Below are 26,604 nucleotides of genomic sequence, written 5' to 3' on the forward strand. Positions count from 1 at the left end.
CGAGTGCCTCCGGTGATAGAGGTGCAGGAGGCATTACCTGAGCTGCCCGCTCATGACGATACATTCGGCGTTAAGGGAATCTATCCGTCAGTCATTGCCGTAATAGGTGTAATAATAATAGTCATCCGCTTCTTTACGGTCTTTATTATTCAGAACCACACCCAGCAATCTGGCCTTGGCATGCTCCAGGCCTAATTTGGCTCGAAGCGCTTGTTCCCGTTTCACCTTCCCGGAGTCAATGACCAAGACCACGCCATCGCAATGAGAGGCCAATAAGTTCGCATCCGTTACGGCTATAGCCGGAGGCGTATCGATGATGATCATGTCGTACATGTTGCGGAGCTCCTCCAGCAGAGCCTTCATCTTCTTAGAGGCTAACAGCTCGGAAGGATTCGGAGGAATCGGGCCGGAGGTCAGGATATCCAGGTTATCGATGTAGCTGTCCATAGGGAGCTCCTGGATTTGGCGGTTGCCGGCCAGAAGACTGGTCAACCCGACGCGGTTCGTACGGTTAAAGATCTTGTGGATGGTCGGCTTCCGAAGATCGGCATCGATCAGCAGCACCCGCTTGCCGGCTTGAACATAGGCCAGAGCCAGGTTAGCGGTTGTCGTCGACTTCCCTTCTCCCGGTTGCGTGGAGGTCAGCATGATAATCTGTACCGCTTCATCAACAGAGGAGAAATCGATATTTGTCCGCAAGGTTCTGTAAGCTTCCGCAATGGGGGACTTGGGGTTACTTTCCATGATTAACAAGCTCTTATTTATTGACCGCGACGCCATAAGTCGTCTCACCCAGCTTTCTTTCGGAGGTTTCACTGCTCTTCGGTGTTACATCTTCTTTCGTCATCCGTGCGACAACCGTCAGGGTCGTCAACCCGAGTATGTCTTGGATGTCCTGCTCCGTCTTGATGCTGTCATCGAGATAATCCAACAGGAACACTAAGCCGACGGCGGCCATCAGTGATACGACCAAGCCGACCAGAACATTCAGAACGGGATTCGGCTTCACGGGTACAGGGTGGTCCGAAGGCCTTGCTTCATTCAGAATGGAGACATTATCCACCTTCATGATGTTGGGAATTTCCTGCTTGAATACGAGCGAGACGGCATTTACGATTTGAACGGCTTTATTATAGGAAGTATGTTGAACGGACAGCGTCATCACTTGGGTTCCATTGACCGAACTGACCTTAATGGCACCGCCCAATGCGCCTGCCGTCATATTCAGATCCGGATACTGCTCCACCACTTTATCCATAATGGCCGGCGTCTTGATGATTTCTTTGTACGTATCGATAAGCTTCAAATTCAGGTTCACCGAATTGAGATCCAAGCCTTGATTCGCCATGTTTTCCTTGGATTGATTCACAATAAGCTTGGTTGACGCTTGATAGACCTTCTCAATGAAAAAGAAGCTGTACACCCCTGTAGTTGCGGTAGCAACAATTACACATGCAGCGATGAGCCACAGGCGCTTTCTTAAGATCCGCCAGTACTGTTTGAGTTCCATAATCGTCCTCCAGTTTTCATTCGTATTGATCCATCACGTGAGCATCTTGATGTGGCAGCCGCTGATGCCGACTTCGTCACCCGGTACATGCCTCCTGTACTGGCTCGCTGCGTCCTCCAGCATTCTCATGGTTTCCTTCGCCAGGGTGAAGCTTAGGCGCCGCAGCTTCCTCTCGTCCCGCTGACTCATGTGAAGCCTAACGGTGTATTCGTACTCCTCGTGCTTGGGTCTTCGGGTCTCAATTTCACCCTCGAAACAAATTGTATCATCGGTGTCATCAAGTTCGAACCCCATCACGATCGGAGGAAACGAAGGAATGGAGAGGTGGCTCTTGAAGCGCAGCTTGCGGTCTCCTAAATGCGTGACCATGACCATTCCGGTATTGCTGGTCACCGGTTGGCTTCCTACACGAAGAATCGACATTCGCGCAACCATCGGCCGGAGCAGCCGGAATAAGGACTCCGGTTGGCTGTAGGGTACGGCTCCTTCCCATCCGATCTGAAGCTCATCACCGTGAATATCCATATTGTATCACTCTCGCTTTTAATGTTCCGTAACGTAGCACACAATTTATACGACTAATTTATGATACATTTCGTAACATGTCAAGCGCTATTTTGAAAATTTGTCGACGCTTCTATTTCCTAGCATTTTAGGGTAGACTAGGAGAGATGAATAGAATAGCAAGGGGGAACATCATGTCCGTACAGAGGAACAGATTGGCGGAATTAAGGGTTGAACTCGGTTTAACCCAGGAGGAAGTTGCGAAGAAGCTGGAGCTCTCCCGCGCCGCACTCTCCCATTACGAAACCAACCGAAGGGAACCCGATTTCCAAACGATCCGCAAATGTGCCGATTATTACGGAGTCACCATCGATTACATACTGGGAAGAACGAATGACCGCGACCAGACCTTGGATGAAGCAGTCGGTGAATGGGTGGATGCTCTTGAGCTTTCAGATGAGGCGCTTCTGGATAAGTTCTCACTGACCGTCGACGGGAGAAAGCTGAGTCCCGAAGAAGCGCGGCGATTCATTGCCTTTATCCGCGCCGAACGTTCCATGAGGTAACAGGGGATATCGTTGGTGTTTGCTGCAGCCCGAAGGGCTGTTTTTCTTTTGAATCGCTGCGCGCCCGATCGATACCCGATGTATCGTCATTGTCAATGATTGGTTATGGACTTAGTTCAATTATATACGGTTTTCAGAAAAAGAGTGTCGTTATTTGTAGACTCTGAAAACAAATTACAATCTTACAATATTTCCAACCAACACTTGCGTGTATGCGTTGTCATGACCCTCCTGTTTTTTCTGTCGGAAAGGAAGTATTTTCCGACACGGGATGACTTGTCCCCATTTTTGTATACATAAAGACCTAAGACTAGCCCTATTCCACCACATTCCTCCACACGCTCCCGCTATGATACGGTTTGTATCATTAATGGGATTTTGTTATAATGGCCTTGCTCAAAATCGGGTACAAGGGCGGGTGGTCTGGGGTTGGACAAGCACCGGTTTCCCAGAAAAGCGGCTGCTTCAATGGTCAAGGTCAAAGACGGCGTATACGTATCAAGGAATGATCCGAACTATTATAAGAAGGTTCTGCAGTATCGACCGGATGATCAAGAGGTTCTGTACGGCTATGCCAGCAAGCTGTCTGTTGAGAATAACCCAGAGGCGGTAGGCGTATTCCAACGGGCGGCCCGCTACGGCCATGCCCCTTCCATCGAGAAGCTGGCGGAGCTGAAGAAGCGGACCAATCAGCCGAAGCTGTACGCCGTCCCCCCTCGCCCCGCCGGAAAGAAGAGATCCGGCTCCATGTGGCCCCTTGCGGTCAGCCTGCTGCTGATCATGCTTGCCCTCATTTTGATCCTGTTCGCCTTCCTGTACCAGAAATTCATCTTCGAACGAACCGAATACCACTATCATTATGGCGGGGGCACCGCTTATGCTGCGCCGGCCGACGGCTCATCCGTTCAGAAGCAGAAGCCTCTGTCGGATATCTCCGGCGCCCCTGCAGCTGCCCCATCCTCCGCACCTGCCTGGACCGGGGGACAGCTCCAGGACATGGTCCTGCAAGCGGCCATCGAGCACTACAAAGCCGATAAGGGCCAGTATCCCCTAAGTCTGGACAAGCTCTCGGGCATCGCACCGGATAATTGGATCAGCTTCATCCCGGCAGGTATTCACTACAAGAAGCTTGAGAAAGGGTATTCCGTGAGCCGCGCCGGAGGAGTCATCCCCCCCTTCTCATCCGGTCCTGAGCTCTTCTATTATCCGGAGGCGCAGCGCCTGGGCTTCACCTTGGGAGGCCGCCTTCTGGCCCTGTACCCCGTCGCATCCGGCTCCGAAGGCAATGACCTCCCCTTCCGCGAGAGCAGCGTCGGCAGACGTGTGGTGGATCCCAACGGAGGCAGCGGCGTTCTGGGCACCAGAGGGCTTGAGCTGACAGAGGGTTTTGCGATCCACGGAACCAATGATCCGTCCTCCATCGGACGCAGGGTAACCCACGGATGCCTTAGAATGTACAACAAGGACATCGAATCCCTCTATCCGTATGTGACGCTAGGAACTCTCTTCAAAGTGATGACCGGCACTCCAGAGGAGACGCCTCTCTTCGGCGAAGGGCTGCCTCCGGTTCCGGACTGGGATCCGGACCGGGAACGAACCCCCGGTACTGTCTATCACTGGAGAGCCTGACCGGCTCCCCGAGAAACATCAGAAGCACTCTCCCCGCATAGGATGCAGTAGGTATCCTGTGCGGGGGGAGTGCTTCTCTTATGATTCCTATCCTCATCGTGATTCTGCTCATGATCGTCTGGTTCGTGATTCTCTTCGTCCAGAAGGACTAGAGGCTCCTGCTCCCGCTTCCGTTCCCGCTGTGCAGCAGGCTGCTCCTCGACAGCGTCTCGGTGTATACGTAGCACGTGCTGCAGGACTTTCCATGCTCCCTGCAGCAGTTCGATTCCTGCTCCCAGCAGGGCTTCACCGTATTTCCATAGGCGGGGCATGCAGAGCAGATGTCCGACGGCGTGCAGTTCATCTCCCAGCAGGGTCCCAGGGCCCCCCCTGCAGACGCTGCCGGAGTGCGGCTCTTCTGCTGGAGCCACTGGTCCAACGCCTCCACGATAGAGCCGTCCAATTCCGTGCCAGCGATAGCCCGGAGCTGCTCCATGGCCGAGCCGAAGGGGGCGGGATCCCGATAATCCCTGCCTCCGATCATCGCCACGAAGCTCTGAGACACCGCGATGATCCTGGCCCCTAACGGTATGTCTTCTCCAGAGAGGCCAGCCGGATACCCCTTACCGTCGATCCGCTCATGGTGGCAGCGGATCATATCTGCAAGCTCCTTGTCTCCACCCATACGCTCCACGGCGGCAGCTCCAAGCTCCGCATGCCGCTTCATCCATCCGTACTCTTCATCCGTATAGGTTCCCGCCTTCCGCATCAAGCCGCCCGGCAATCCCAGCAGTCCGATATGCGCCAAGGAGGCGGCCTGCGCCACCTGCCGGATCATCCGGCTGCCAAGTCCCAGCTCCTTGGCCAGAATCGCCGAGTACCGGCTGATCATCTCCGAATAACCGACCGTATAGGGAGACAGCAGGTCCATGAAGAGCGCCAGATGCTTCAGAAGGTCCATACGGACAGACCGTGCCATAGGATCGGAGCTCTCAGGATCGGGAGCGTGGAGAAGGGCTTCGTGCCCAAGGATCTTCCCGGCTGCACGAAGCGCCCGCTCCAAGGAAGCGACCCCTTGTATAGGGCGTTCTGCGGATTCTGGGGACAGCCCGTCGGACCGGCACAGCATCAGCGCCTCCGCCTCTCCAAGCCGGATCCTGAGCATCACCCATCCTCCGCCCATTTCTCCGATGACTGTAGGCAGATCTTCCTCCGGTCCCGCTTGATCCGCCATCACGGTCCGTATCTTCTCCCCGGCCGCCAGTTCCAATAAGCGGCGGACAGTCTCTTCCTCCGCCAGCCGATCCATATGCTCCTTCTTCAACCCGGAAGAGAAGGCGGCCGAGAAGCCTTCTCCCGCCCCCGTCTTCCGCAGAAGGAGCGCCGTTCCGGCCTGCATATGCCGGCCGATGAGCTGCAGCAGGAGCTCCGCCACACGGATCGGCTCCTCCAGGAGCTGAACCAGATCGAAGGCCGGAACCGATACGACCGTGGCAGCTGGGGTTGGGACAGCAGCAGACACCGTCGCGTTCAGCGGAAAGTCTGCCTTCGTATCCGCAGCCGCCCCACCTTGAACCGTCGGCCCCGTCAATGGGCCGCCTCTCTCCCCGTTCTCCTTGTCCCTCTCCAGGCCCAGCGCCAGGTCCAGCATTCCTGGAAGAAGTTCTCCCAGGAAGCCCAGCTCCCGCAGCACACTCCGGCTCACCCTTCGGACCGGGCCCGCCAGCAGCAGTCCCCTGCCGCCCTTCAAGGGAACCGCCAGCAGCTTCAGATCCAGATGCTGCAGGTAGCCCGGCTTCTCCTCCAGCTGCTTCAGATCCATAGTGACAGCAGGCTGATAGCCCCTGCCCCGCTTGTACGGGACGAGCCCCGTATAGGACGGGCCGATCTCTGCCGTTGCGTCGTCCGGCGTGCGAATCGCCCGAAGCCGATATGTGCCTTCGCGAGCGTCATACAGATAGAAGGCATAGCTCGGAACCCGAACGAGTCCGGACAGCTTGGCCAGCACCGCATTATAGAAGAACGCCGGATCCAGCTCCGGCCGAAGCTCCTTCAGAAGCTCCCGGGCCAGGTCCGATCGCCTCCCCAAAGCCCTTCTGCTTCTCGTGCCGAGCCAGACCGCCCAGGCCGACAGCAGCAGAAGAACCGCCAAGCCGATGGCTGCCGCAGTCCATCCGATGGATCCGTTCATGACCCCACCGCTTTCCCGGAGCTCATGCCAGCCGCAGCGGAGGTTGCAGCCGATGCAGAAGCCACAGCCGATTCCGAACCGCCCCCGGCCTGACCCTGTTCCCTCTCCCGCCGCTTCTCCTCAAAATCCTGCAGCGCCATGCTCTGGGCCAGCTCCTTCACCTTATCATTCAGGTAGGAGATCTGGATGGACATATACAAAACGATAAGCAGCAGCACCAGGGTGGAGAAGAGGAACAGAAGCGACGGAGCGTAATCGACGCCGATGGCATGCGCAGCCTGGTCCACCAAGGACGGGTATCCGGAGAGTACGAGAATGGCCCCCGACCCTACCAGCCAGACCAGGGAGAACTTCTCGGATATTTTGTTCCGCATGAGGAGGCTGACGACCGTTCCGAAGAAGATGAGCCCGCAGAGCAGGAGAAAGACGTGCAGGACATTAGGCATTTTTCTTCACCCTAAGCAAGATTTTGTGCTGGAGCAGGACGATAAAGATGTTGAGCACCATCCGCATCATATAGATGACGGGCTTCACCCCTCCATGCTGGACGCTCTTGCCGTACGACCGGTCCCGCATGTTCGCCTGAACCTCCGTAATCTTATAGTTCCGGTAGAGCAGCTGGATCAGGAAATCCGCATCCGGGTATTCCTGGGGAAACCGGTTGCGGACGGAATAATAGGCGTACGCCTTGCGGCGCACCGCTCGCAGGCCCGAGGTGGTATCCGTGATCCGCACGCCTGTCAGAACCCGGATGATCCAGCGGAAGAAGGACGCCGTCATCCGCTTCAAGAGCCCCACCTTCATCTCAATGTCGCTGCCGTTCAGGAACCGGGAGCCGATCACAATGTCCGAGTCCCCCTCCTCGATAGCCTTCGTCAGCTTGTGGAGGGTCGACGGGTCGTGCTGGCCGTCCGCATCGAACTGTATCACATAGGGGTACTGCCGGCTGTCGGCGAACTTGTACCCGGTCTGGACTGCCGCTCCATAGCCCAGGTTGGTCGGATGCGAGATCACCAGCACCCCCTCCGCCTGAGCCACGTCCGCCGTCCGGTCGGTGGAGCCGTCGTTCACGACTAGAATATCCAAATCGAGATGCTGCCGCCGAATCCCCTGAACCACCTCGGCAATGCTGCTCTCTTCGTTATAAGCCGGAATAATCACCAATGATGTACTCATCTGACTGAATCCCCCTCTAGCTTTATTCTAGTAGATTGTACGGACGGTTGCCATCCTGCCGGATCAAATAAATCCGCATGGAGGGCGTATCCATGAATACCGTCATAAAATCGTGGCTTTCCCGGTACCGTTCCGCCCAATCATAGGCGATGGCTTCAATCACGCGCCGCTTCTCCGGCACGCGATAGTAGTCATCCAACCGGCCGCCGGCAACCGTCGGGAACGGCGCTTCAGCATCTTCCCGGGAGACGGCCTGGCGGGAGCCGAGGGGGATTTTTTCGACGAAGAGAAAGACGTAGTTGGTGGGGAAGCTGAAGGCCGCCTTGCTTCTCTCCCGGATCTCCTTGGAGAATTCCCACATATTATAGTGCCACCCGTAGCCCAGAACCATTGAATACTCCTCTATGGTCGAGACGATAGTCCACTCCTGATGGGGATAGTGGCTGCGAATCTGGATATAAGCCTGAACCGCCTCTTCGTATTGAAACCGGTCGCCCGGCGGAAGGGCTTGGGTGGGCTGGGTGAACAGGAACAGGAGCAGCAGGACGGAAGCAGCCAGCTTGGCGGTTCCCCGGATCCAGACGCTCCGGACGAAGAAGACGGCCTGCCGGATTGTCAGCGCCATGACGATGGACGCCGCGATGACGAAGAAGATCTCGAGCCGGTATTCCGGAATGAAGACGGGAATCCCCAAGGCGCCGGCCTGATACATGCCGAAGAAGAACAGCCCAAGGAACAGATAGACCAGGTTCATCCTCCAGTCCGTGTCCTCCCGAAGCCGGCGGCTGAGCCACCTCCGCAGCAGCAGAGCCGCTAGGGTCAGAAGGCCCAGCAACCCTGCACCAGCCAGGAGTGCCTTCATAAACGGCTGGTCCCGGTAGGTACTCCAGATTCCCGCCAAGGACCGGGCGCCGGTGGAATCCAGGGTGACGCTGTCCTTGATGAATTCGATGGAGGTCTCGTGAAAATGAAGGCCCGACGCCACCCCGAGCCCCAGCGGCAGCACCCCGATTGCCCCGGCAGCCAAGAAGATGCCCGCCAGCTTCAGGAACCGTCCGGAGCGGAGAGCCTGATCCGCGTGCAGCACGAAGGTGATGATGTAAGCCACTCCCGTACATACGGCCACATACGGGTGAATGAATAACGTCAGGATCATGCACTCTGCCGCAAGCAGCAGGGATCGGCCCCGCCCGCTCCGGAAATAGTCGGCCAGGTAATGGATGCCGGGGAAGAAGAACAGGATGCCGTATTCCATGGACAGCGCGGACATCTGCCGCCATACGTATCCTCCGTAGATCCAGGATGATCCCGCAATGACGGCGAACACCGTGGCGACCAGGAGCACATCGCGGGAATAGCCCCGGTATAGAACGAAGAACAGCGTGCCCATCAAGAGCACGGCCGTCAAGGGGCCGATGTAGCGGACGATGTAATACGGATCCAGGAGATAGAATTTGTTCAGAACCGCGATGACCGCTTCGAAGCCGTAAGGATACACCCCGTCCACATAGAGCTGGTTGGTGCTCATGGCCTTGGCCCATTTCAGATGGACGTACGGGTCGGAGGAGGCGAAGTAGCTGTGCCCCACCGCATGGCTGAACCGGGTAGCCGCCACGATGCCCCAGCTGGCGAAGATGACGAGCCAAGCAACAGGGCTTCGGAGCATCTCCGCACCGGCTCTGCGCAGGGCCAGGATCGCGCGAGTGCGGAAAGCCCTGAACCTGCTTCGCAGCCGCCGGAGCAGCTTGCCCCGGTTATCCGTCAAGTCCAGCACCGTCATCACCTGCTTGGTCCCGAGCGATACGGTTCCCGCCCGGATCCGGCGGCGCAGCAGGAAGAGGCCTGCCACGAGCACCGCACCGTATAGAGAGATGGTCTCGTACAGCCCGGACAGGGCCAGCAAGTGAGCGATGGTGATCAGGAAGACGTGGGAATGAATCAGGCAGATGACCCAGCGCTCCATCGAAGTGTCCTTCTCCCGGTCGAACGGCAGGACCAAGAGCGGGATGAAGTGGAAGAGCAGGAAATAAGACAGCGTAAACCGCAGCAGCTGCAAGAGACTCTCTAAGATATCCGCCATATTACCCCCCCCATAGCAATTGGTTTCGCTCCTCCGCCGTCATCTCCCGATGGATGCGGTACACCGCTAGAGCTTCATCTTCATAAAATCGCGTCGCATCGCCCCAAGCCGCCCGATGCCGGTCGATCCACAGCTTGAGCCGGGCCTCTTCCCGGCTCCGTTCCCCATCCGGATCCGGAGACGGCATCCGCTTCTCATAGAAGAGGAAGACGTCATGGGTGACCTCCGGATCCGGCTTCTCTTCATTCCAGCGGGTCAGGTAAGGCCGCTCCGGATCGTAGTCCTCGAGCAGATCGGACACCTTCATATGAAAGCCGCTCTCCATCGCCAGCGTCCCCTCCTGCGAGACGATGGTCCAGGTCCGGGTCGGAAGCATGCTGCGGATCCGCAGGTACTGCCGGACGCTGCTCTCCGACTCCAGCTTGGCGGACACCGGAGGAGACGGCGGATGAAGCAGAAGGGCCGCCACCGGCAGCAGGACGCCGGCAACCAGCTGCTGCGCCGCATAGACACGGCTCCGGTGCTGCAGTAGTCCGGCAACCAAGCCCCAGGCGGTGCCTAAGAGGAACGGCAGCAGCCAGGCCCAGAGGGCATCCGCCCGCAGGGATAGGGCGCCAGCCGCCGATGCAGATGCCGATGCTGGTATCAAGCTGCCGGGAAGCTTCAGGAGCAGGGCGGCGGCACCGAGCAGAAGCACAAAGACGCCTGTGCGGAGCTTCTCTGCAGACGACCTGCTCCGCCCGGCAGCCGGCAGCAGCAGGAGGCACACGAGGCCGGTGGCGAGCAGCGTTCCGGCGGCCGTAAGCTCCACTGCGCTACGGAACAGCGGCCACTCCCACCCGAGCCGTACTTCCGGCCACGGCAGCCAAGACGCCGCCGCCACCGGGTGCCTACCCATGAGCAGGCCTAGCCCCAATGGCAGCATGGCAACCAGGCCCGCTCCAGCCCCGGCCAGCGCAACTGCAAGGCTGAACCGCCCGGATTCCCGGGGCGCCGCAGTCAGATGCACGGCGGCCAGGAGCAGATGAGCCGTCAGAGCGAAGCCATAGACCACCGGATGGATCAGGGCGGCCGCACCCAAGCAGAACCCGGCGCGCAACAGCCATACCCGCTGCCCGCCATTCAGATAGCGGGAGGTGAAGACCAGCCCCGGCAGGACGAAGATCGCTGCGAAGCCGCCCGCATGGGCCGCTGCCTGCCCGTTCCACCCCAGCGGGTCCACCACCCCCTCCATCCAGCCGTACCCCGCTGCCGCAAGGATGCCGGCAGAGTAGACACCGGTGAGGCGGGTAACGGCGAAATATAAAGAGAGCGTCAACAGCACGCCGATTAGTGGACCGGTAAATTTCTGAATGTATAGCGGATCCACCGGCGATAGTCTGGACATGGCGGACAGAAAGAGAGGCAGCCCCTCCGGCTGCAGCCCGTCCTGGAACAGCTGCTGGCCCCGGAGCTGCTTGATCCCGCGCAGCAGCCTGTAGCTCTCAGCCCCGCCCGGCGCAAGGTTGCGCAGAGCGTCATGGAACCGCAGAGCGGCGGTGACGGCCAATACGGTTCCCAAGAGCAGCAGCCGGATGAACCTTGCCGAGCCGAAGAGCTCCGCCATACGGCGGCGCGACGTCGCCGCCTGTTCCAAGGTCCACGCTGTGACTGCCGGTACCAGTCTCCACTGGCCGTCCAGCAGATCGTACAGCTTCACCTCCGCCCCGTGGGCTTCCATCCGCTTGGAGGCGGCGATCCATCGCATCAACGGCCTACGGGCAGCCGCCACGATCAGGATGACCGCCATGGCGATCAGCTCGAACAGCTTCAAGGCCACCAGGGCATAGCCCAGCAGGATGGTGAAGAAGCATGCCCCTGCCAGATGGCCCCAGAACCGTTCCTGCCGGCCCCCTCCGTCCTTATCGTGACGGGCGAAGATGAGGCGCGGGGCCAAGATGGCCATCAGGAAGAAGGCAGCGGCGTACTGCAGCAGAGGGTACAGGGAACCGGTCCATGTCGCGTGCATCGCCGCCGACCTCCTTTTGCTCAGGATGCGGAATAGAGATAGTAATCCAGCCGTTTGATTACGCTCATGACCTGGATGCTCGAGAGCACGGCTGCCAGCAAGGAACCCGCCAGCAGCCCGAAGATGGCGTACTCGTAACCCACCCAACGGCTTAGCAGGAAGCCGATGATGAAGTTGGCGATGATGCCCGGGAGCAGGGCTTTGTTCATTTTGACCGGCTGGGACAGGGCGAACAGGATGACCGCGTTCATGAGGAAGACCGAGAGAACCGTGTAGGACGCCAGAGCCCAGAAGAGCACGAACCGGGTAACGGAGCTGGCCAGGAACGACTTGCCGTTGGCGAGGTCGTAATAATGATCCAACACGGTGGCGGCGTAATAGATCATAACCGCACTGATCACCGAAACCGCCACATGCATCACCTGGGTTCTCAGGTAGAGCCGCCGGTACTTCTTGTTCATGTCGCCTGTCCGGCTTCCCATGAACATCTTCTGCCCCGCCTCCAGGTCCTTCATCAGCCAGGAAACGCTGACCTCGCAGAAGCCCATGGGCAGCACCAGCATCAGCAGGGCGAAGTCCAGTCCCAGCTCGTATTCCCCCCGGAACCAGATGATGTAGGGCATGTAGACGCTGCTGGTGGACCAGGCCATGACCCGGTCGATATACAGAAAGGTGAAATAGAGGAAGCCATAGAAGAAATAATGCATCGTGGAATAGATCATGATGGACATCCGGGGCAGCGGAGCGGGCTTCAGCCGCATCTTCTTCTCGTCATGCCGGAAGAAGATTCCGATGAGAAGAATGCCCAGAACGGACACCAAGGATATGGCCAGCAATTGAGCATAGATGATATCCATGCCGAGTATCTTATACAGAACGTAAACCACCGCAATCCCCAGCATGATCAGCGCCGTGAACGTGATCTCCCGCCGAAGGATATACATCACGGTGACGGTCAGCCAGATGGAGTTCAGCAGAACGTAGTAGGCTACGATATAGACCAGCATCCGGTAAGGGAACAGCGTGAAGAGCAGATCCAGCACCAGCATTAAGAGCGCCACCGCGATGGCGACGATGAAGCCGACCCGGATGAACAGATAGGTGTTTCTGCGGGCAAGCTGGTACTGCCCCTGTATCATATAGAAGAATCCCCGGCGCGCAATCGCCTGGGTGAACCCGCCGACGGTCATGAAGCTTAGGATGGTGCCGATGGCGATGCTCGTGGCCAGCTCCACCGACAGGTTCTCATAGGACCAGAGCGAGAATTTCAGCGTCAGCATGGAGAATACGGAGATGGCCATAGGCAGGGCGAAGATGACGCCCCGCAGGAAAGCCCGGGACAGCTCGGCGGCGGACGCCAGCCAGCCCTTGTTGCCAGTCTGCGGCACGTCGGTATGGACGAGCTTATCCTGGACGGCGATCCACATGGCCTCCGCCAGTCCGAAGACATCGCTAAAGCCGAACTCCCTGCGGACCCGCCGGTCGTTCCAGCCCATGGATTCCAGTATGGCCGCAATCTCGTAGGAGTCCTGGAGCCGGCCTTGACGCTCCAGGACATCGTCCATCAAAGCGTTGAACACCGTCATCTGGTCCTGGCGGTGAAGGCCCAAGGGCTCCAGGCGGATGCTCTCACTCATCGGCGAGACCCTCGAAGCCCGGTAAAATCATATGCACGATCAGCTCCGCCAGTCTCCCCTCCGCTTCAGCTCTCGCGATTACCTCCGGCGTAATCTCCCCGTTCTTCTTCACGATCAGATGGCCCCGGTGGTCCAGGAGCTCTTCCCCCGCCAGGTTCCCGACGATGTACTGACTCTTGATCAGCTCGATCTCCTCGGTAATCGCTGCGCCTCCGGTGCCTCCGATGCTTCCTATGCTTCCGGCTGACCCGGAGCCGCCCCGGGCTTCCTCCCTGCGGCGTTCCGGCAGCGGCGTCTGGAAGGGCACCACCTTGCTGCCCCGGCCCAAGGCTTCCCCAGGATGCTCGGCTGACGCTTCTCCCTCCCGCTTCGTGTTACCCAAGGATGCAACCTGCAGACGCTCCTCCGGTTCCTCCTGCCGGACCGTCAACACGGGCTCCGCTTCGGACTCCTCCTGCTCGGCCTGAGCCCAATATTCGTCGATATCGTCCCAGAATCCGCCCGCCGGTACCTCTCGAGCCGGCAGCACGCTGACAGCGGCTTCCGTCGCCGGCTCCCGGAAGGTACGGCCGGCTTCCGTCTTGCGCAGCACTTCCGGTCCTGCTCCGCCTGCTCCGGCCGGCTCCGGCCGTGGCTCCAGAGCCGCTGCCGACTCCGCCGCCGGTACGTCCCGCACCACCTGAACGGGTACCGATGCCGGAATGAATCCGTCCGCCGCCGGCGGCTGAAGCAGGGGCTCCTTCTCCTCCGGCGGTTGAAGAACCTCCGGCTCGTCACGGTCCATCTGGAGGACCACCTTCTCCATCTCGTCCAGCAGGACCTGGAGAAGCTGGCGGTATGTCCCCACTTCCTCCTCCGCCAAGCGCGCCCGCTCCTCCTGCACCGCCCTTCGGGTCTCGAATTCACCCCGGATGCGCTCCAGCTCGGCTTCCTTCTGCTGGTTCAACAGGATGATGGCATCCTTCGTTTTCTTCATGATCAGACTCTTATATTCCTGGACACCGGGCGAAGGGGCCGACCGAATGGAATCCTTGCGGGACAGCCATTCCGATTCAAGCCGGGCATTCTCCTTCTTCAATGTTTCGATCTGCTGCCTAAGAACGAAAAACCGGTTCCACAAGCTTTTGACATCGTCTTCGCAGCCTGCTGCCATTACAATTGCCTCCTCCCGGGTCCTATAGTTCCGATAATCGGGATCGGGATTCCCGAACGGTCTCCAGCAGCTTCGACCGGAAACGGTCGCGGGTCTGTAGCCTTCGGGCGATCTCCCGCTCCCGCTCCTCCTCTTCCCGCTTCAGCTCCTCCATGACGCGGTATACCTGCTTCGTATTCTCCATATGGGACATCATGATGAGCGAAGTGATCTCCCCCTCCAGTAGGGAGGGCAGCATATCATGCTCCCGGTTGCCCGCCAGCCTCTCCTTCAGCTCCGCGTTTCGGGCCGCCAGGGCCTTCAGCTCCTCTTCCGCCTCGGAAATCAACTTATTGTATAGCGAATCCATTGGGTTCATCCTCCTGCCATATGACTTGGCCCTAACCCTACGCCGTATGCTTCTTGCGGACTACGGCCAGCTTCATGAGCAGCTTCATCTTCTCAAGCTCCAGCCGGGCCCGGTCATGCTCGCCGAGATGGCTGTAGCATTCCGCAAGATCCCCGATTAGCACCGGGGAGGACACGGCGCCCGGGTTCAACCGGAGGGCGGTGCGGAATTCGCCCGCCGCCTCCTGGTAATATCCCCGGGACATCAGGATATAAGCCTGCTCGGCGTGCAGCTTCTGAAGCTGTTCGGTACTGACTCCCGATGCGGCGGAGCCTCCCCCGTTCCCCAGGAGAGCCAGTTGAATGTAGCTCTTCATGTGCTGTTCGAGAACCTTGTTCAAGGTCAGGAAGCGGAGCGCCCGCTCCCTCGCCTGCTTCCCCAGCCGCTCCCGCAAGAGGGGATTCTGGAGCAGCAGCACCAGCTTGTCGGCGAGTTCTCCGCTGCTGCCGGGCGTCACGATGTACCCGGTATCCCCCAGCGCCTCGCTGATCCCTCCGACGTCCGTCGCCACCACCGGCTTCTCGGTCATCATCCCCTCTACGACCGCGTAGGGGAACGCCTCCGTCATGCTGGAGAGGGCAATGACATCGCCGCTCTGGTAGGCGGCCGTCATGTCCGTGGTATGGCCGGCGAAGATCACGGTCTCGTTCAGATCCAGCTTATCCCGCAGCTCGAGACACTCGACATAATAATCCTGCACCGCCACACTTCCGTGAATGATGAACCGGACGTTCGGAACCTGCTGCTTTACCAGCCTTGCGGCCCGTATCAGCGTCAGAATGTCCTTGTTGGGGTCGATGCGGGCGACGGTCACCACGGTGGGCGGGTTCACGGCTCTCTCCCGCGCGCCCTGGAAGACCCTCTCGTCCACGCCGTTATAGATGACGTTGATCTTGCCCGGATCCACACCCAGCTTGGTCTCCCAGCGGGTGTTGTATTCGCAGACCGGCGATACCTGATCGGCGTAGGTATAGTTCAAGCCCACCACGGAGGAGACCATCCGGATCAGGAACGTATTGAGGAACGGCGGGAGTCCCCGCTTGGACAAGGACAGATACTGCTCCCGCAGATAGACGCCATGCTCCGTGAGCAGGAGCGGAGTCTTGTTGGCGATCTTGGCAAGAACCGACGGAATCCCGCAGAACGCCGCGGCGGAGGAGTGAGAGACGTGGGCTCTGGGGATGGGATTGTTCAGGATGTTGAAGAAGCGGTACGTCCAGCCAAGGCTCTGGATCAGGCTGTAGATGTCCGGCTCGGGCAGCCGCAGACCGGGCTTCCGGCAGGCTTCCGCCATCATCTCCTTGTAGACGTCCCATGTTAGCTCTGATTTGAAGCTCTCCTTGTACTCATACTCCTGAAAATAGTGATGGAGCTCGAACAGAAGAGCTCCCAATCTTAAGGGATTCTTCTCCAAGACGGTCAGCTCGGTGATCAGCTCCCGGAACAGAGGGATGAAGCGCTCCTTGATGACGGCGGAAGTGGTGCGCTTCTTCGCCAGATACACCTGGGAGAAGGGGGTGGTCAGATGCTCGCAGGCCTCCTCCGTTCCCCACAGGGGCATCTGGGTCAGACGCGCATGGGCCGGAAGCTCGAACTGTGGCGTAATGAAGGGATCGGCCACTACACTGAAGATGACATAGTCAATCGTCTTGAGCTTGCGGACCAGAATGTCGCACCAGGTACTGACTCCGCCTTGAAAGTAGGGATACGTGCCCTCGGTGGATAGCATGACGGTAAGCTTCATACGAGTCATCTCCTGTTTGTTCCGCAGAAGCCATCTCGTCCTGAAACAATTTGTGACGAAATGCCTACTTAATGTTACATTATGTATCTCACGAAAGCCCTACTTTGTCAAGGTGTTTGATGTAATCTTGAAGTTTTTGACCTATTCTTTATCTAGAAGGTTTGCAATCAAGGCTCCCATCCGGTTGGCTGCCTCCGCTCTCTCCAACACTGCCCGTGTAACGGCTTCCCTTGCGGCTATGATCAAGGCCCCGTCCTCATCATAGACCGCCGTGCCGCATATTTTCCCCTCCAGGTATTGAAGCTTCAGACTACGGGTGGGGAGATCCTGCCCAGACGCAGACGTGTCCTCCTTTATCTCGGAGGGAGGGCTCTCCGGACCTTCATTTGTCGATGGCTCCGGTGTTATTATCGACATATTATCAAGGAGATCCAGGACTTTGGATAGATTCGAACGGAGCCTGTCCAAGTATTGGTCCCACTGCCGAATTTCCTCCGCCCTCTGCTGACGCTTCCTCCCATAGGCCTCCTGAAGCATCCGCAGATCTTCTTCATGCAGCCTTTGCAGTGTCATGACCGCCTCCTCCGCCCGCCTCACATTCCACTCCCGTATGGCAGACCGGGGCTCCGCCCGATTCTCCTGCTCCTGAAGCTCCGCCAGCCGGGCGGACAGCCGGGCGTTCTGCTCCCGCTCCTCCGACATCCGGTGCATCAGCCGGTCGTATTGGCTTCCGAAGTCTTGGAGCAGCGCTTCCCAGACCTCCCCATTCTCCGGTTCCGGCCAAGAACCATGCCGCTCATCCGCATGGTTGTCCATCGTGCTTCTCCTTTCGGCTGATCGGTTGGCTGTTCTCTTGTTCTTGAAGGAGCTGCCGAAATTGCTCGAGGATTTCCTTGGCCGCCCGCTTCATCCTGACCGCCTCCTGCTTCTTCCCCGCAATCCGCTCCGCATGCCGCCGTTCCTCCTCCTGCAGCTCGGCCACCTCCGAACCCACCTTCTCCATCTGCCCGGACAGCGTCTTAAGGAGCAGCGCAGAGGCTTCCTCGCTTCCGTCCTCATAGTCGCGCTTGGCCTGGCGCTCCCGCTCCCGAAGCTCCAGCTCCCGGATCGCCTCCGTCAGCCCCCGGTTCAGTCCCGCAAGCGCCTGAATTTCCCCCTGCAGGCGGCCGAGCTCCTCCCGGGCCTGCGCCACTGCCGGCTCCATCCATTCGCCATATCCTCTTGTTTCCATCGTGCCAGCCACCTCGAATCGACAAGTTATGGACTCGTTACAAGGTATGCCCCCTCCACAGCAATTAGACCCTTCCCCCGCACCGCTTCCCAACCATCCAGCAGCATCAAACGGACTAGCATTATCTCAATACGTTATGTATCATTGATACTAGAGTAGACTGCGTTTCCTAGGACAACGAAGGGGGATGAAGAACATGCTGCGGCGATGGAACCGAAGAATCACGATCCTGCTCAGCGCCATTATGGCCGGCGCCGGCCTCGCAGCAGCAGCTCCTGCGGCTTACGCCGCGGCAGATGCCAAGCTTCAATCCCCCGGCTCGGAGCATGCTGCCGAAGCCTATGACCGGAACGACATTACCTCGGCGAATCTCTTAACGTCCGACAGTAATCTGACCTACCGCTTGGATGACCTGGGTATCCCGCGTCCCGGCCCTCTGTATCTTCTGATTGGCACGGATACGGGCGGTACCCACACGCTTCGCCTCGACTACCTGGATGAATCGCTTCATCCCGCCGGGAGCGCCATCCTGGAGCTTAACGGTCCGAAAGCCGCCTACTCCGCCATACTTCCGCGTGAAGCGGCCTATCTGAAGGTGAACGGCATCTCCGGCGCTCAGCTCTACCTCTTCGAGCTGTCCGGCCGGTCCCTGCTGTTCCTTGACGGCACCCATTACGAGGAAGCGCTGGACAGACGGGACAGTACGTCCGCCAACATCTTGTCCGCCAACGGATTCGCGACCTACCGAGCTGCGGATATCGGCGCCCGTCCCGGCCAGCAGGTGAATTACCTGCTCGGAACCGCCACAGGGGAAGCCTACACCGTCCGGGTCGATTATCTGGACCGGGCGTTCACCCCCGTGTCCTCCAGTTGGCTCACCATATCCGGTGCCAAAAGCTTATCCCGCCAAGCTCTGCCGCCCGGAAGCGACTATATCCGTATCCACGGAATTCCAGGAAGCCCGCTTTTCCTGTATGAATTAGCCCCGGATGCCGTGCAGGCCGGAGACATGGGAATACCGGCTCCCGAATCCTCCGTTACCCATCTGATGGAGGCCTATGACCGCAACGATACGACCTCGGCGAACATCCTGCAGGAGTCGGGCTACCTCGTCTATTCCTTGGCGGATATCGGCATCCGGGAACCCGGGCCGCTTCACTTCCTGATCGGTACGGATACGGGCGGCAGCTATTCCCTTCGGGTGGATTACCTGGATTCCGGCTACCGTATTATCGGCTCCTCCCGATTGGAGCTGTCCGGACCGAAGAGGGCCTATTCCACGACTGCTCCGCAAGGCACCGCACACCTGAAGGTGAACGGCATCTCCGGCGGCCAGGTCTATCTGTTCGAGGTGTCCGGCCGGTCCCTGCTCATGCTGGACGGATCCCGCTATAACGAAGCGATGGATCAGCGGGACAGTACGTCCGCCAACATCCTGTCGGCCCATGGCTTCGCAACCTACCGGTTGTCGGATATCGGAGCCCGCGGCGGCCAGATGGTCCGCTTCCTGCTCGGAACCCTGTCCGGAGAGGAGACGCTTGTCCGGCTCGAATACTTGGACGGTGAATTCCGTCCCATCGCCGCCGGCTCGCTTCCCCTCTCCGGCGTCAAGGATGCCTACACCGTCCGGGTGCCGGAGGGAGCCGTGTATGTGCGGCTATACGGCATCGATTCCGGCAATCCGTTATCCCTCTATGAGCTGACTCCCTGGAATGAAGAATAGACCGGCCTCATCAGGAGGCCGGTCTATCATTTTTGGGAAAGCTGCTTATTAGAGATAATTCGGAGAACAGCGGGCCATGAGCCAGTCATTCCTCCATACGTGCTGCATGGCATGCCGCATGGATTCGGCCGTGCCCGGCCGGTCCTCATACAGGAGAAGGGTCCGGAATTTCCTGCAGCCCGAGAGACGACGCAGACGGCTTGCCACCTTCTCCGCCCATTCCAGATGTGGGCCGGTAAACAGCGGGTTCTCCCAGGTGACGGCATCGATCCAATCCGCGGTATGGAAGATCAGCTCCGACACTCCGTTGTTCTGAATGAGCAGATGATCGCGGAACAAGCCCCTGGCCGTCTTGATAAGTCCTACCGCAGCCAGTGCCTGGCTCTTCCTGACCTCCTCCGGCAGAGAGGGCCACTCCACATTTCCTACCGTATCGATGAACACTCCGTCGTAGCCTTCCACCGTCAGCAGCTGGCGGATGCGTTCCAGCAGCAGTCCGGCCCATCGGCGGGAGCGCAGATCCACCAATCTCGTATGGAATGCTTCATTCCGGACGGGAGCCCCATTCACTTGAAGCCAATCCTCTTCCCGAAGCCCGTACCGGTTCTGCTCCTCCGGACGAAGCTCCATGAAGCTTACATAGGCGATGACCAAGGTACCGGAAGCCTTCAGGCGGGAGAGGCCTTCCCGGGTATGTCCGGCCGGCTCGAGAATCACCATATCGTACGCCCTTAACCGCTCGTAATCCCCTATACCGTAATAGACGGTGAACGTTCTCACTTGATCCAAGCATTCTCTGCGCGTGCGGGATTTCAGATTCCGGATCATCAGGCCAGCTTCCTTTGTCTAGAGTAGTAGTCCAACGTTTCCATTAATCCGGCGTCGAGATCATAACGGGGAGCCCAATGCAGGTGGTCCAGGGCCGCCTGATTATCCAGCCGGCTGTGCAGGATGTCACCCGGACGGGCAGGCCCATATACCGGAACATATGGCTGGCCCATCAGCTCGCACATGCGGCGCAGCAGCTCGTTGACCGTGGTGGGGCGGCTGCTTCCGATGTTGAAGATTCCGGCGGAGCCCCGCTGCAGGGCCGCCAGATTCGCCGCGGCAATATCTTTGACATAGATGAAATCCCGGGTCTGCTCTCCCGTACCGAAGATGACCGGATGTTTACCGGTTAAGAGCTGCTGCAGGAAGACGGACACGACTCCCCCTTCCCCCTTCGGGTCCTGCCGGGTTCCGTACACGTTGGCATAACGGAGGATGGTATAATCCAGACCGTATAGCGTGGAGAACAATTCGATGTACCGCTCCGGCGTCAGCTTGGAGAGACCGTAGCAGGAGATGGGCCTGAGCGGATGGGTTTCCTTAATGATGCTCGTTTCCGGTACGCCATAGACGGCTGCCGAGGAGGCATACAGAAGCTTCCTCACCCCGAATGCCGCGCACTGCTCCAACAGCCGGATCGTCCCCACGATATTGACCGCTGCATCCCGCTCAGGATTCCGGATCGAGGCCTGAACATCAATCTGCGCGGCATGGTGGATGACCACCTCGGGCCGGACCTCCGTGAAGAGGGAGGCAAGATCCGCAACCGTAAGATCCCCTTCAAAAAATCGGGCACTGCCATTCAGATTCGCCCGGCTTCCCGTGCTCAGATCGTCCATGACGGAAACCGCATGCCCAGCCTCTATTAGAGAATCCACGATATGAGATGCAATAAAGCCTGCACCGCCTGTAACGAGTATGTTCAAGTGCTTTCCTCCTGCCTGCCGGAGATTCGGTCCAAGACTAAAGTCCCTGACGCCATTTCTTTCCTGTATTATATGTTACAATTTGTATCTGTACAATATGCATTAGGTAATTACCGATACAATTTGTCATTTGCTATTCTATCTTATGCGGGTATACTGTTAATCATGGAAAAGAAAGGGGATGGCTATGGCAGGTATGGTACCATCATTAGAACTCGTTTTTTTGGGCTCTTACTGCGAGTCCTCGGAACCCGGCGTATACATGTGCGCCTTCGATCCTTCCACAGGCGGACTTCGTATCCTTGATCAAGCTACCGGACTTAAGAATCCTACCTTCCTTGCCGTGGACGGCCGGAAGGAGAAGCTCTATGCCATCTACGAGGAAACGAACGGTTCCGGGCAGCGGATCGGCGGTGCCGCTTCCTTCAATATCGACGTCTCCGAGGGACGCCTGAAGCCGTTGAACCGGTCCGCCACCACGGATGCTCCGACCTGTCATATCGAGCTGGATCGGACCCGGAGGAATCTCATCGTCTCCAGCTATCACGCCGGTCTGCTCGGGTTGAATCCTGTCGAAGAGGACGGACAGGTAGGTTCCTCCTCCCAAGTCATCCAACATCATGGCTCCAGTATCCTGCCGGTCCAGGACCAAGCCCGAGCCCACTCGGCATGGGTGGACCCGGCCAACCGATTCGTCATCGTCTGTGATCTGGGACTGGACAAATTGATCGTATACCGTCTGGATGCCGGTCAGCACCGCTTGGAGGTCCATAGCGAAGCATCGGTCCAGCCCGGGGCGGGGCCCCGGCATTTCGCCTTCCATCCCTCGGGCGCCTTCGGCTACGTGATCAACGAGCTGAACTTCACCATTACCGCCTTCGCTTACGATGCCGAGCAGGGACGTCTGACCGAGATCCACACCGTCTCCACCCTGCCTGACGGTTATGTGGGGGAGAATGCATGCGCCGACATCCATCTATCCCCGGACGGCCGCTTCCTGTACGGATCCAACCGGGGTCATGACAGCATTGCCGTCTTTTCCGTTGAAGAGGGCACCGGACGGTTAAGCTTGGTCGAGCATGTTTCTACATTGGGCGGACACCCCCGCAATTTCAGCTTATCGCCGGACGGACGGTTCCTCCTGGTGGCCAACCGGGACGGCGATAACATCGTCACCTTCCGCCGCGACTCAGCCACCGGCAAGCTGGAGCACAATGGTGTGACGCTTACCGTCTCGAAGCCCGTTTGTATTCAGTTTATGAACCAGCCGTAACAAAAAGAAAAAGCCTGCAGACCCCTTCTGATTGTGAAGGCGGGATCTACAGGCTTTATTTTATCGGATCAAGTTAGATGCATCGGTCGCCGGCGACGGCTCTTGGCTTACGGAAGCACCTTGCAGCTGCAGCAGTTGCAGACTCCAAGCGGCAGGGACTTGTAGAAGCCCGTCTTCATGACCAGCTTGGCATCCTTCCGAAGAATGTGGCTTTTGCAGCCTATACAGTAAAATTGCTCCATTTTGTGTCCTCTCCTTTAGCAAAACGGCTCATGAGATACAAATCGTATCTGTTGAGCTTATTTTACACAAAATGATACGATTTGTCGAATATTTTTTTAAAATTTTTGTCACACAGTTCCGACCTGCTGCATATAGTTGTTTTGTTGGATATTGAATCTCGAAGAAGAGGTGAAGGTGAAGTGCTGGCAACTTTGCAACAAACCGATCGGGCTTGCGTCATGGCAAAGCTGGAGGAAATGGGCTTGAATCAAATTGCGGATTGGGTCAATGCACTCCCGGAGAACAAGTGGGAGAGCATGTTTATGTCCCGTTGGCCGACGCTCGCAAAAAAATGCGGGTTGAAGGAAGAGGAGCTTGGTTACATATAAGCCCACCCCCCTTGCCCGCGGTAGGTCCTCTTCGGATATGCCATGTGCGGCAAGCCCTAACCGCCCGGTAACGGGCGGTTATTTTCTTTTCTTCCGAACCGGTCACATAAAAAACAGACTGCCGGTCGAAACCGGCAGTCTGGGTAGAACTCGTATTATTTGCCGCCTTGTGCTTTGTAGCCAGCGGTGTATTCTTCCATGATCTTCGTGCCGCCCTCGTCTTGCCACTTCTTAACGGCAGCGTCGAAGCCCTTCTCGTCAATGTTGCCCAGCATAAACTTGTAGGTAGCGTCCTTGATGCCTTCGTACAGGCGCGCGCCCTTCTCGTTGTAAGTCTTGGAGTCCAGCGGCAGAGTCGGGTCTTGAACACCGAACGGAATGGCTTCCTGGGACAGCTTGTCGGCCTTCTCAGCAGCCGGAAGCGTGTAGATGGAAGGCAGCATATTGGTAGTATCCGCCAAGCCGATCGCCTGATAAGCTTTGACGTCCTTTTCCTTCAGCTTCTCGTCGGTAACCGGCAGGACTTTGCCGTCCTTCAAGCTGTAGTGCTCGTTCTCGATGCCGTACTTCATCAGGTTAGCCAGCTCCGGGCTCCACAGTTGATCGAAGAAGGCCAGGATGGATTTCAGCTCAGCCTCGTTCTTAACTGCGGTTTTCGGGAACATAACCAGCGTGCCGTAGCCAGGCAGAGCCCAAGTTACTTGCTTGCCGTCCTTGCCCTTCAGCACGTTCGTAACGTCGTACTGTGCTTCTTTGACGTTCTTGCTGGTTTTGTCCTGCATGGTCAATACGTCCGGCATGGAGCCGATGTACATGCCCGCTTTGCCGGTGTACATGAAGTTCTGTTGGTCGGTCTTGGAGGTTACCGGGAAATCTTGGTTGATCAAGCCTTCGTCACGGAGCTTCTTCATGAACTTCATGGTATCCTTGTAGCCCTGAGTCATGAACTCAGGAACGATCTGGCCGTTCACAACACCCCAGTTGTTCGGAGTTCCGAACAGCGGGCTCAAAGTCTTGAATGCGCCGTAGACCAGGTCGTTACGGTCTGCCAGGCCCAGTGTCTTACCGCCGCCTGCAGGGTCGGCTTCCTTGAATTTCTTCAGCATATTGTAGATGTCATCCGCGGTTTGGGGAGCAGCCAAGCCCAGCTTGTCGGCCCAGTCCTTCCGGTAGATGATGCCTTGGCGGGTCAGCGGTCTCTCTTGATAGAGGCTGTAGATCTTGCCGTCCACCGAAGTGTTCTTCAGAATGTCCTTGTTCAGCTTAGCCAGGTTCGGATAATCCTTCAGGTACGGTCCGACTTCCCAGAACTGTCCGTTCTTGATGGAGTCGCGAAGCAGCATGAAGGAAGCCTGGTTCTTGATGTAAGAGGCTTGCGGCAGTCCGCCTGTTGCGAACGCAGCTTGGAACTTCTCATCGTAAGAGCCGTCCGGTACCCAGGTAATCTCTACCTCAGTTCCGGTCTTCTGCTCCAGAAGCTTCTCTACTTTATCGGAAGGAACCTCGGTTGTCTTCAGCGATGCCATCATGGTTAGCTTCTTCAGCTTCTCCACCGGTTTGGATGTTGCTGCTGCTCCGGGGGACTTACTTGCTTCCGGCGATGCGGAATTATCCTTACCGCAACCTGCCATAACCGCGACCAGAGACACGGCGCACAGAACACTTACCCACTTGGTTCTTTCTTTTAAGATTGAATTCATGGTTTGACCTCCTTCAGGCGTTTAGGCAATTCTCTTTGATGTCGTGTTGCTCTCTTTCGTCACACTCGTAATGTAAGGGATTTCATGTCGTATCGTAAACAATCCCTACATCACGTCTCGGGTCCAGACTGTCGGAAAACCGCTTACAGCAAGCGTTTTCCCCGTAATCTGAGCCAATGATTATCCGGTTAACGCAAGTGATTATCCTTGCAGTCAGACCTCGAGGGGTACATTCAATTACAGGTGGTGCCTATGTATATAGCATGCTCCAATCTGCCGCTCTATATCCAACCGAAGGAAGGATGATTAACGGTACAAAAAAGCCGTCCGCGCAGAGATCTACAGCGAACGGCCTAGTGATTGAAGTATGGCGCACCCTGAGAGATTCGAACTCCCGGCCTTTTGATTCGTAGTCAAACGCTCTATCCAGCTGAGCTAAGGGTGCAATATATGGAGCGGACGAAGGGATTCGAACCCTCGACCCTCGCCTTGGCAAGGCGATGCTCTACCACTGAGCCACGTCCGCATTTGTTGGGGCGAGTTATAATATATCATAAGCATCGACAGGATGCAACCTCATTCTACAATTCATCTAGACGTGCCTGCTTTCGACATATGCAATCAACGGCTCAGCCGGATTCATCCCATCGGCTTGATCCAATTGCTCTCCGATCTGCTCCCAGAGTACATACAGGAGACAGAGGCTCCGGGCTCCATCTTCTGGGAAACGGTTGTGCACCCGGTCTTTGATGGTATCGGTCAGTTCGTCATGGAACATGAACGGCGCTGCCGGTACAGGCAGTGGATAATCAGCGGCATTCCCCTTGAGGGACCAGATCCGGTTCATCGCCTCCATCACCCGGGGAGACTCAGGATAAGGCTGGCAATGTCTCCTGCACACGGCCTCGAACAGGGCGAACGTCCGCCTGTTCAAGGAATAGCGTTCCTCTCCGGAGGAGCTTCGAGCAAGAGCATACAGCTCCACCAGCAGGTCCGCCGTTTCCGGTTCAACATCGCGCCACTGCTCTGACGCTCCCACTTTTTGCCTAAGCGCCTCCACTTCCGCGAGGAAGGTGTCTTCGCCGATTTCTTCCACATCGCGGCTGAAGAACAGCGCCGGCCCATACTCACTGCCCGGCACGAACTGGCCAGTATTCCAATCGTACTTCCATACGTCATAACCGCCCTCCGGCTTCAATACTTTGCGGATGGGACGGTCGCCTGACATATAATACTCATTGGTCCAGTTATGGGGGTGGTGCTCCACCTCCACTGTCATGCCGCCATCAGGCGCTGCACCCACGTATACGGTGTAGCGCTGCTGCTCCAGCTTCACATCAGCCCGATGATGGCCAACCCGCTTCTGATGTTCAAGCACACGGCCATTCTGCATGAGCAGCGTATAATATGCGCCCCGGAGTGCATTGCGCTCCCCATCGCCGTAGGCGTCCTCGTCCCGCGAAGCCTTTAGTACCGCGGCTATGTAACTCTTTGCCGTTGGATAATAGGCCATCCCGGTATCCCCTCCTTTTTCATAAGCCGCTGTCAGTCATTCTTCCCCTGCCCTTCAACTATTGGCGCCGAATTTCTCGGATAACCGTCCCATCCCGCTCCAGCCGGTCATACGCCTTCAGGATGTCTTGCCGGGATATCATATTCCACCGGCTCTTGAGCAAGATCCAGAACGGTCGTCTCCACTGCGTGAGCCCCTTCTTTATAGAAGCGAATCGCCTCGCCATCCATAAGC

The 26,604-nt window shown here is 57.7% G+C and carries 24 protein-coding genes and 2 tRNA genes; 5 read left to right on the top strand and 21 right to left on the bottom strand.

The genetic code is table 11. From position 1 onward, the window contains the following. Positions 1–87: 87 nt before the first annotated feature. From ACSEXW_RS23055 to ACSEXW_RS23065, 3 genes are read right to left on the bottom strand one after another with little or no spacing between them, the layout of a single operon-like run. Positions 88–744, bottom strand: a complete 657-nt coding sequence (locus ACSEXW_RS23055; protein WP_438448541.1) for a CpsD/CapB family tyrosine-protein kinase — start codon at positions 742–744, stop codon at positions 88–90. Positions 745–757: 13 nt separating this feature from the next. Beyond that, positions 758–1,510, bottom strand: coding sequence for a YveK family protein (locus ACSEXW_RS23060; protein WP_438448542.1), 753 nt, complete (start codon positions 1,508–1,510; stop codon positions 758–760). 33 nt (positions 1,511–1,543) lie between these two features. Then, positions 1,544–2,035 (bottom strand): hypothetical protein, encoded by a 492-nt coding sequence (locus ACSEXW_RS23065; RefSeq protein WP_438448543.1) that lies wholly within the window; start codon positions 2,033–2,035, stop codon positions 1,544–1,546. 173 nt (positions 2,036–2,208) lie between these two features. Between ACSEXW_RS23065 and ACSEXW_RS23070 the strand changes: the two genes are divergently transcribed. Next, complete coding sequence (locus ACSEXW_RS23070) at positions 2,209–2,580, top strand: helix-turn-helix transcriptional regulator (RefSeq protein WP_438448544.1); 372 nt, start codon at positions 2,209–2,211, stop codon at positions 2,578–2,580. A gap of 468 nt (positions 2,581–3,048) precedes the next feature. Continuing rightward, complete coding sequence (locus tag ACSEXW_RS23075) at positions 3,049–4,209, top strand: L,D-transpeptidase family protein (protein WP_438448545.1); 1,161 nt, start codon at positions 3,049–3,051, stop codon at positions 4,207–4,209. A gap of 148 nt (positions 4,210–4,357) precedes the next feature. On the opposite strand, the gene ACSEXW_RS23080 is transcribed toward ACSEXW_RS23075, so the two are convergent. The 11 genes from ACSEXW_RS23080 to ACSEXW_RS23130 form a co-directional block, all read right to left on the bottom strand. Continuing rightward, positions 4,358–6,379, bottom strand: a complete 2,022-nt coding sequence (locus ACSEXW_RS23080) for an HD domain-containing phosphohydrolase (protein ID WP_438448546.1) — start codon at positions 6,377–6,379, stop codon at positions 4,358–4,360. Then, complete coding sequence (locus tag ACSEXW_RS23085; RefSeq protein ID WP_438448547.1) at positions 6,376–6,825, bottom strand: DUF2304 domain-containing protein; 450 nt, start codon at positions 6,823–6,825, stop codon at positions 6,376–6,378. Before ACSEXW_RS23085 ends, ACSEXW_RS23080 begins: the two co-directional genes overlap by 4 nt. Further along, positions 6,818–7,555 carry a glycosyltransferase family 2 protein gene (locus ACSEXW_RS23090; RefSeq protein ID WP_438448548.1) on the bottom strand — a complete coding sequence of 246 codons (738 nt, stop codon included), beginning with the start codon at positions 7,553–7,555 and terminating at the stop codon, positions 6,818–6,820. The genes ACSEXW_RS23085 and ACSEXW_RS23090 overlap by 8 nt, the downstream gene beginning before the upstream one ends. Positions 7,556–7,577: 22 nt before the next feature. Continuing rightward, entirely contained in the window at positions 7,578–9,635 is a 2,058-nt protein-coding gene (locus ACSEXW_RS23095; protein WP_438448549.1) for a glycosyltransferase family protein, read from the bottom strand. Between the two features lies 1 nt (position 9,636). Then, positions 9,637–11,643 carry a hypothetical protein gene (locus tag ACSEXW_RS23100; RefSeq protein ID WP_438448550.1) on the bottom strand — a complete coding sequence of 669 codons (2,007 nt, stop codon included), beginning with the start codon at positions 11,641–11,643 and terminating at the stop codon, positions 9,637–9,639. Between the two features lie 20 nt (positions 11,644–11,663). Further along, positions 11,664–13,280, bottom strand: a complete 1,617-nt coding sequence (locus ACSEXW_RS23105; protein WP_438448551.1) for a polysaccharide biosynthesis protein — start codon at positions 13,278–13,280, stop codon at positions 11,664–11,666. Then, positions 13,273–14,433: a hypothetical protein gene (locus ACSEXW_RS23110; RefSeq protein WP_438448552.1), complete on the bottom strand. Its 1,161-nt coding sequence runs from the start codon at positions 14,431–14,433 to the stop codon at positions 13,273–13,275. Before ACSEXW_RS23110 ends, ACSEXW_RS23105 begins: the two co-directional genes overlap by 8 nt. Positions 14,434–14,455: 22 nt before the next feature. Then, positions 14,456–14,782: a hypothetical protein gene (locus ACSEXW_RS23115; RefSeq protein WP_438448553.1), complete on the bottom strand. Its 327-nt coding sequence runs from the start codon at positions 14,780–14,782 to the stop codon at positions 14,456–14,458. Positions 14,783–14,819: 37 nt separating this feature from the next. Then, a complete protein-coding gene (gene pelF / locus ACSEXW_RS23120) occupies positions 14,820–16,565 on the bottom strand; it encodes a GT4 family glycosyltransferase PelF (protein WP_438448554.1) in 1,746 nt (581 codons plus the stop codon). A 141-nt stretch (positions 16,566–16,706) separates the two neighbouring features. Continuing rightward, positions 16,707–17,381: a hypothetical protein gene (locus ACSEXW_RS23125; protein ID WP_438448555.1), complete on the bottom strand. Its 675-nt coding sequence runs from the start codon at positions 17,379–17,381 to the stop codon at positions 16,707–16,709. Beyond that, positions 17,362–17,796: a hypothetical protein gene (locus ACSEXW_RS23130; RefSeq protein ID WP_438448556.1), complete on the bottom strand. Its 435-nt coding sequence runs from the start codon at positions 17,794–17,796 to the stop codon at positions 17,362–17,364. The genes ACSEXW_RS23125 and ACSEXW_RS23130 overlap by 20 nt, the downstream gene beginning before the upstream one ends. Positions 17,797–17,992: 196 nt before the next feature. Here ACSEXW_RS23130 and ACSEXW_RS23135 point away from each other — a divergent pair, with 196 nt between their 5' ends. Continuing rightward, entirely contained in the window at positions 17,993–19,519 is a 1,527-nt protein-coding gene (locus ACSEXW_RS23135) for a hypothetical protein (RefSeq protein WP_438448557.1), read from the top strand. A 48-nt stretch (positions 19,520–19,567) separates the two neighbouring features. Here the strand turns inward: ACSEXW_RS23135 and ACSEXW_RS23140 are convergent, their stop codons facing one another. Together ACSEXW_RS23140 and ACSEXW_RS23145 are read right to left on the bottom strand one after the other, a co-directional pair. Beyond that, positions 19,568–20,347 (bottom strand): endo alpha-1,4 polygalactosaminidase, encoded by a 780-nt coding sequence (locus ACSEXW_RS23140; RefSeq protein WP_438448558.1) that lies wholly within the window; start codon positions 20,345–20,347, stop codon positions 19,568–19,570. Continuing rightward, positions 20,347–21,273 carry an NAD-dependent epimerase/dehydratase family protein gene (locus tag ACSEXW_RS23145; RefSeq protein WP_438448559.1) on the bottom strand — a complete coding sequence of 309 codons (927 nt, stop codon included), beginning with the start codon at positions 21,271–21,273 and terminating at the stop codon, positions 20,347–20,349. The genes ACSEXW_RS23140 and ACSEXW_RS23145 overlap by 1 nt, the downstream gene beginning before the upstream one ends. 196 nt (positions 21,274–21,469) lie before the next feature. Between ACSEXW_RS23145 and ACSEXW_RS23150 the strand changes: the two genes are divergently transcribed. Then, the gene (locus tag ACSEXW_RS23150; RefSeq protein ID WP_438448560.1) at positions 21,470–22,546 is read left to right on the top strand and encodes a lactonase family protein; all 1,077 of its coding nucleotides are present in this window, start codon (positions 21,470–21,472) and stop codon (positions 22,544–22,546) included. A gap of 107 nt (positions 22,547–22,653) precedes the next feature. On the opposite strand, the gene ACSEXW_RS23155 is transcribed toward ACSEXW_RS23150, so the two are convergent. Further along, complete coding sequence (locus ACSEXW_RS23155) at positions 22,654–22,788, bottom strand: hypothetical protein (protein WP_438448561.1); 135 nt, start codon at positions 22,786–22,788, stop codon at positions 22,654–22,656. 180 nt (positions 22,789–22,968) lie between these two features. On the opposite strand from ACSEXW_RS23155, the gene ACSEXW_RS23160 reads away from it, so the two are divergent. Next, positions 22,969–23,157: a hypothetical protein gene (locus ACSEXW_RS23160; protein ID WP_438448562.1), complete on the top strand. Its 189-nt coding sequence runs from the start codon at positions 22,969–22,971 to the stop codon at positions 23,155–23,157. Positions 23,158–23,312: 155 nt separating this feature from the next. Here ACSEXW_RS23160 and ACSEXW_RS23165 read toward each other — a convergent pair whose 3' ends face one another. The 4 genes from ACSEXW_RS23165 to ACSEXW_RS23180 form a co-directional block, all read right to left on the bottom strand. Further along, entirely contained in the window at positions 23,313–24,857 is a 1,545-nt protein-coding gene (locus ACSEXW_RS23165; RefSeq protein WP_438448563.1) for an extracellular solute-binding protein, read from the bottom strand. Between the two features lie 368 nt (positions 24,858–25,225). Next, a tRNA-Arg gene (locus ACSEXW_RS23170) sits at positions 25,226–25,302 on the bottom strand. 6 nt (positions 25,303–25,308) lie between these two features. Continuing rightward, a tRNA-Gly gene (locus ACSEXW_RS23175) sits at positions 25,309–25,383 on the bottom strand. 66 nt (positions 25,384–25,449) lie between these two features. Continuing rightward, positions 25,450–26,370 (bottom strand): hypothetical protein, encoded by a 921-nt coding sequence (locus ACSEXW_RS23180; RefSeq protein WP_438448564.1) that lies wholly within the window; start codon positions 26,368–26,370, stop codon positions 25,450–25,452. Positions 26,371–26,604: the final 234 nt, after the last annotated feature.

The sequence above is a fragment of the Oryzibacillus soli genome (assembly GCF_051594765.1).
Lineage (GTDB): Bacteria > Bacillota > Bacilli > Paenibacillales > NBRC-103111 > Paenibacillus_AR.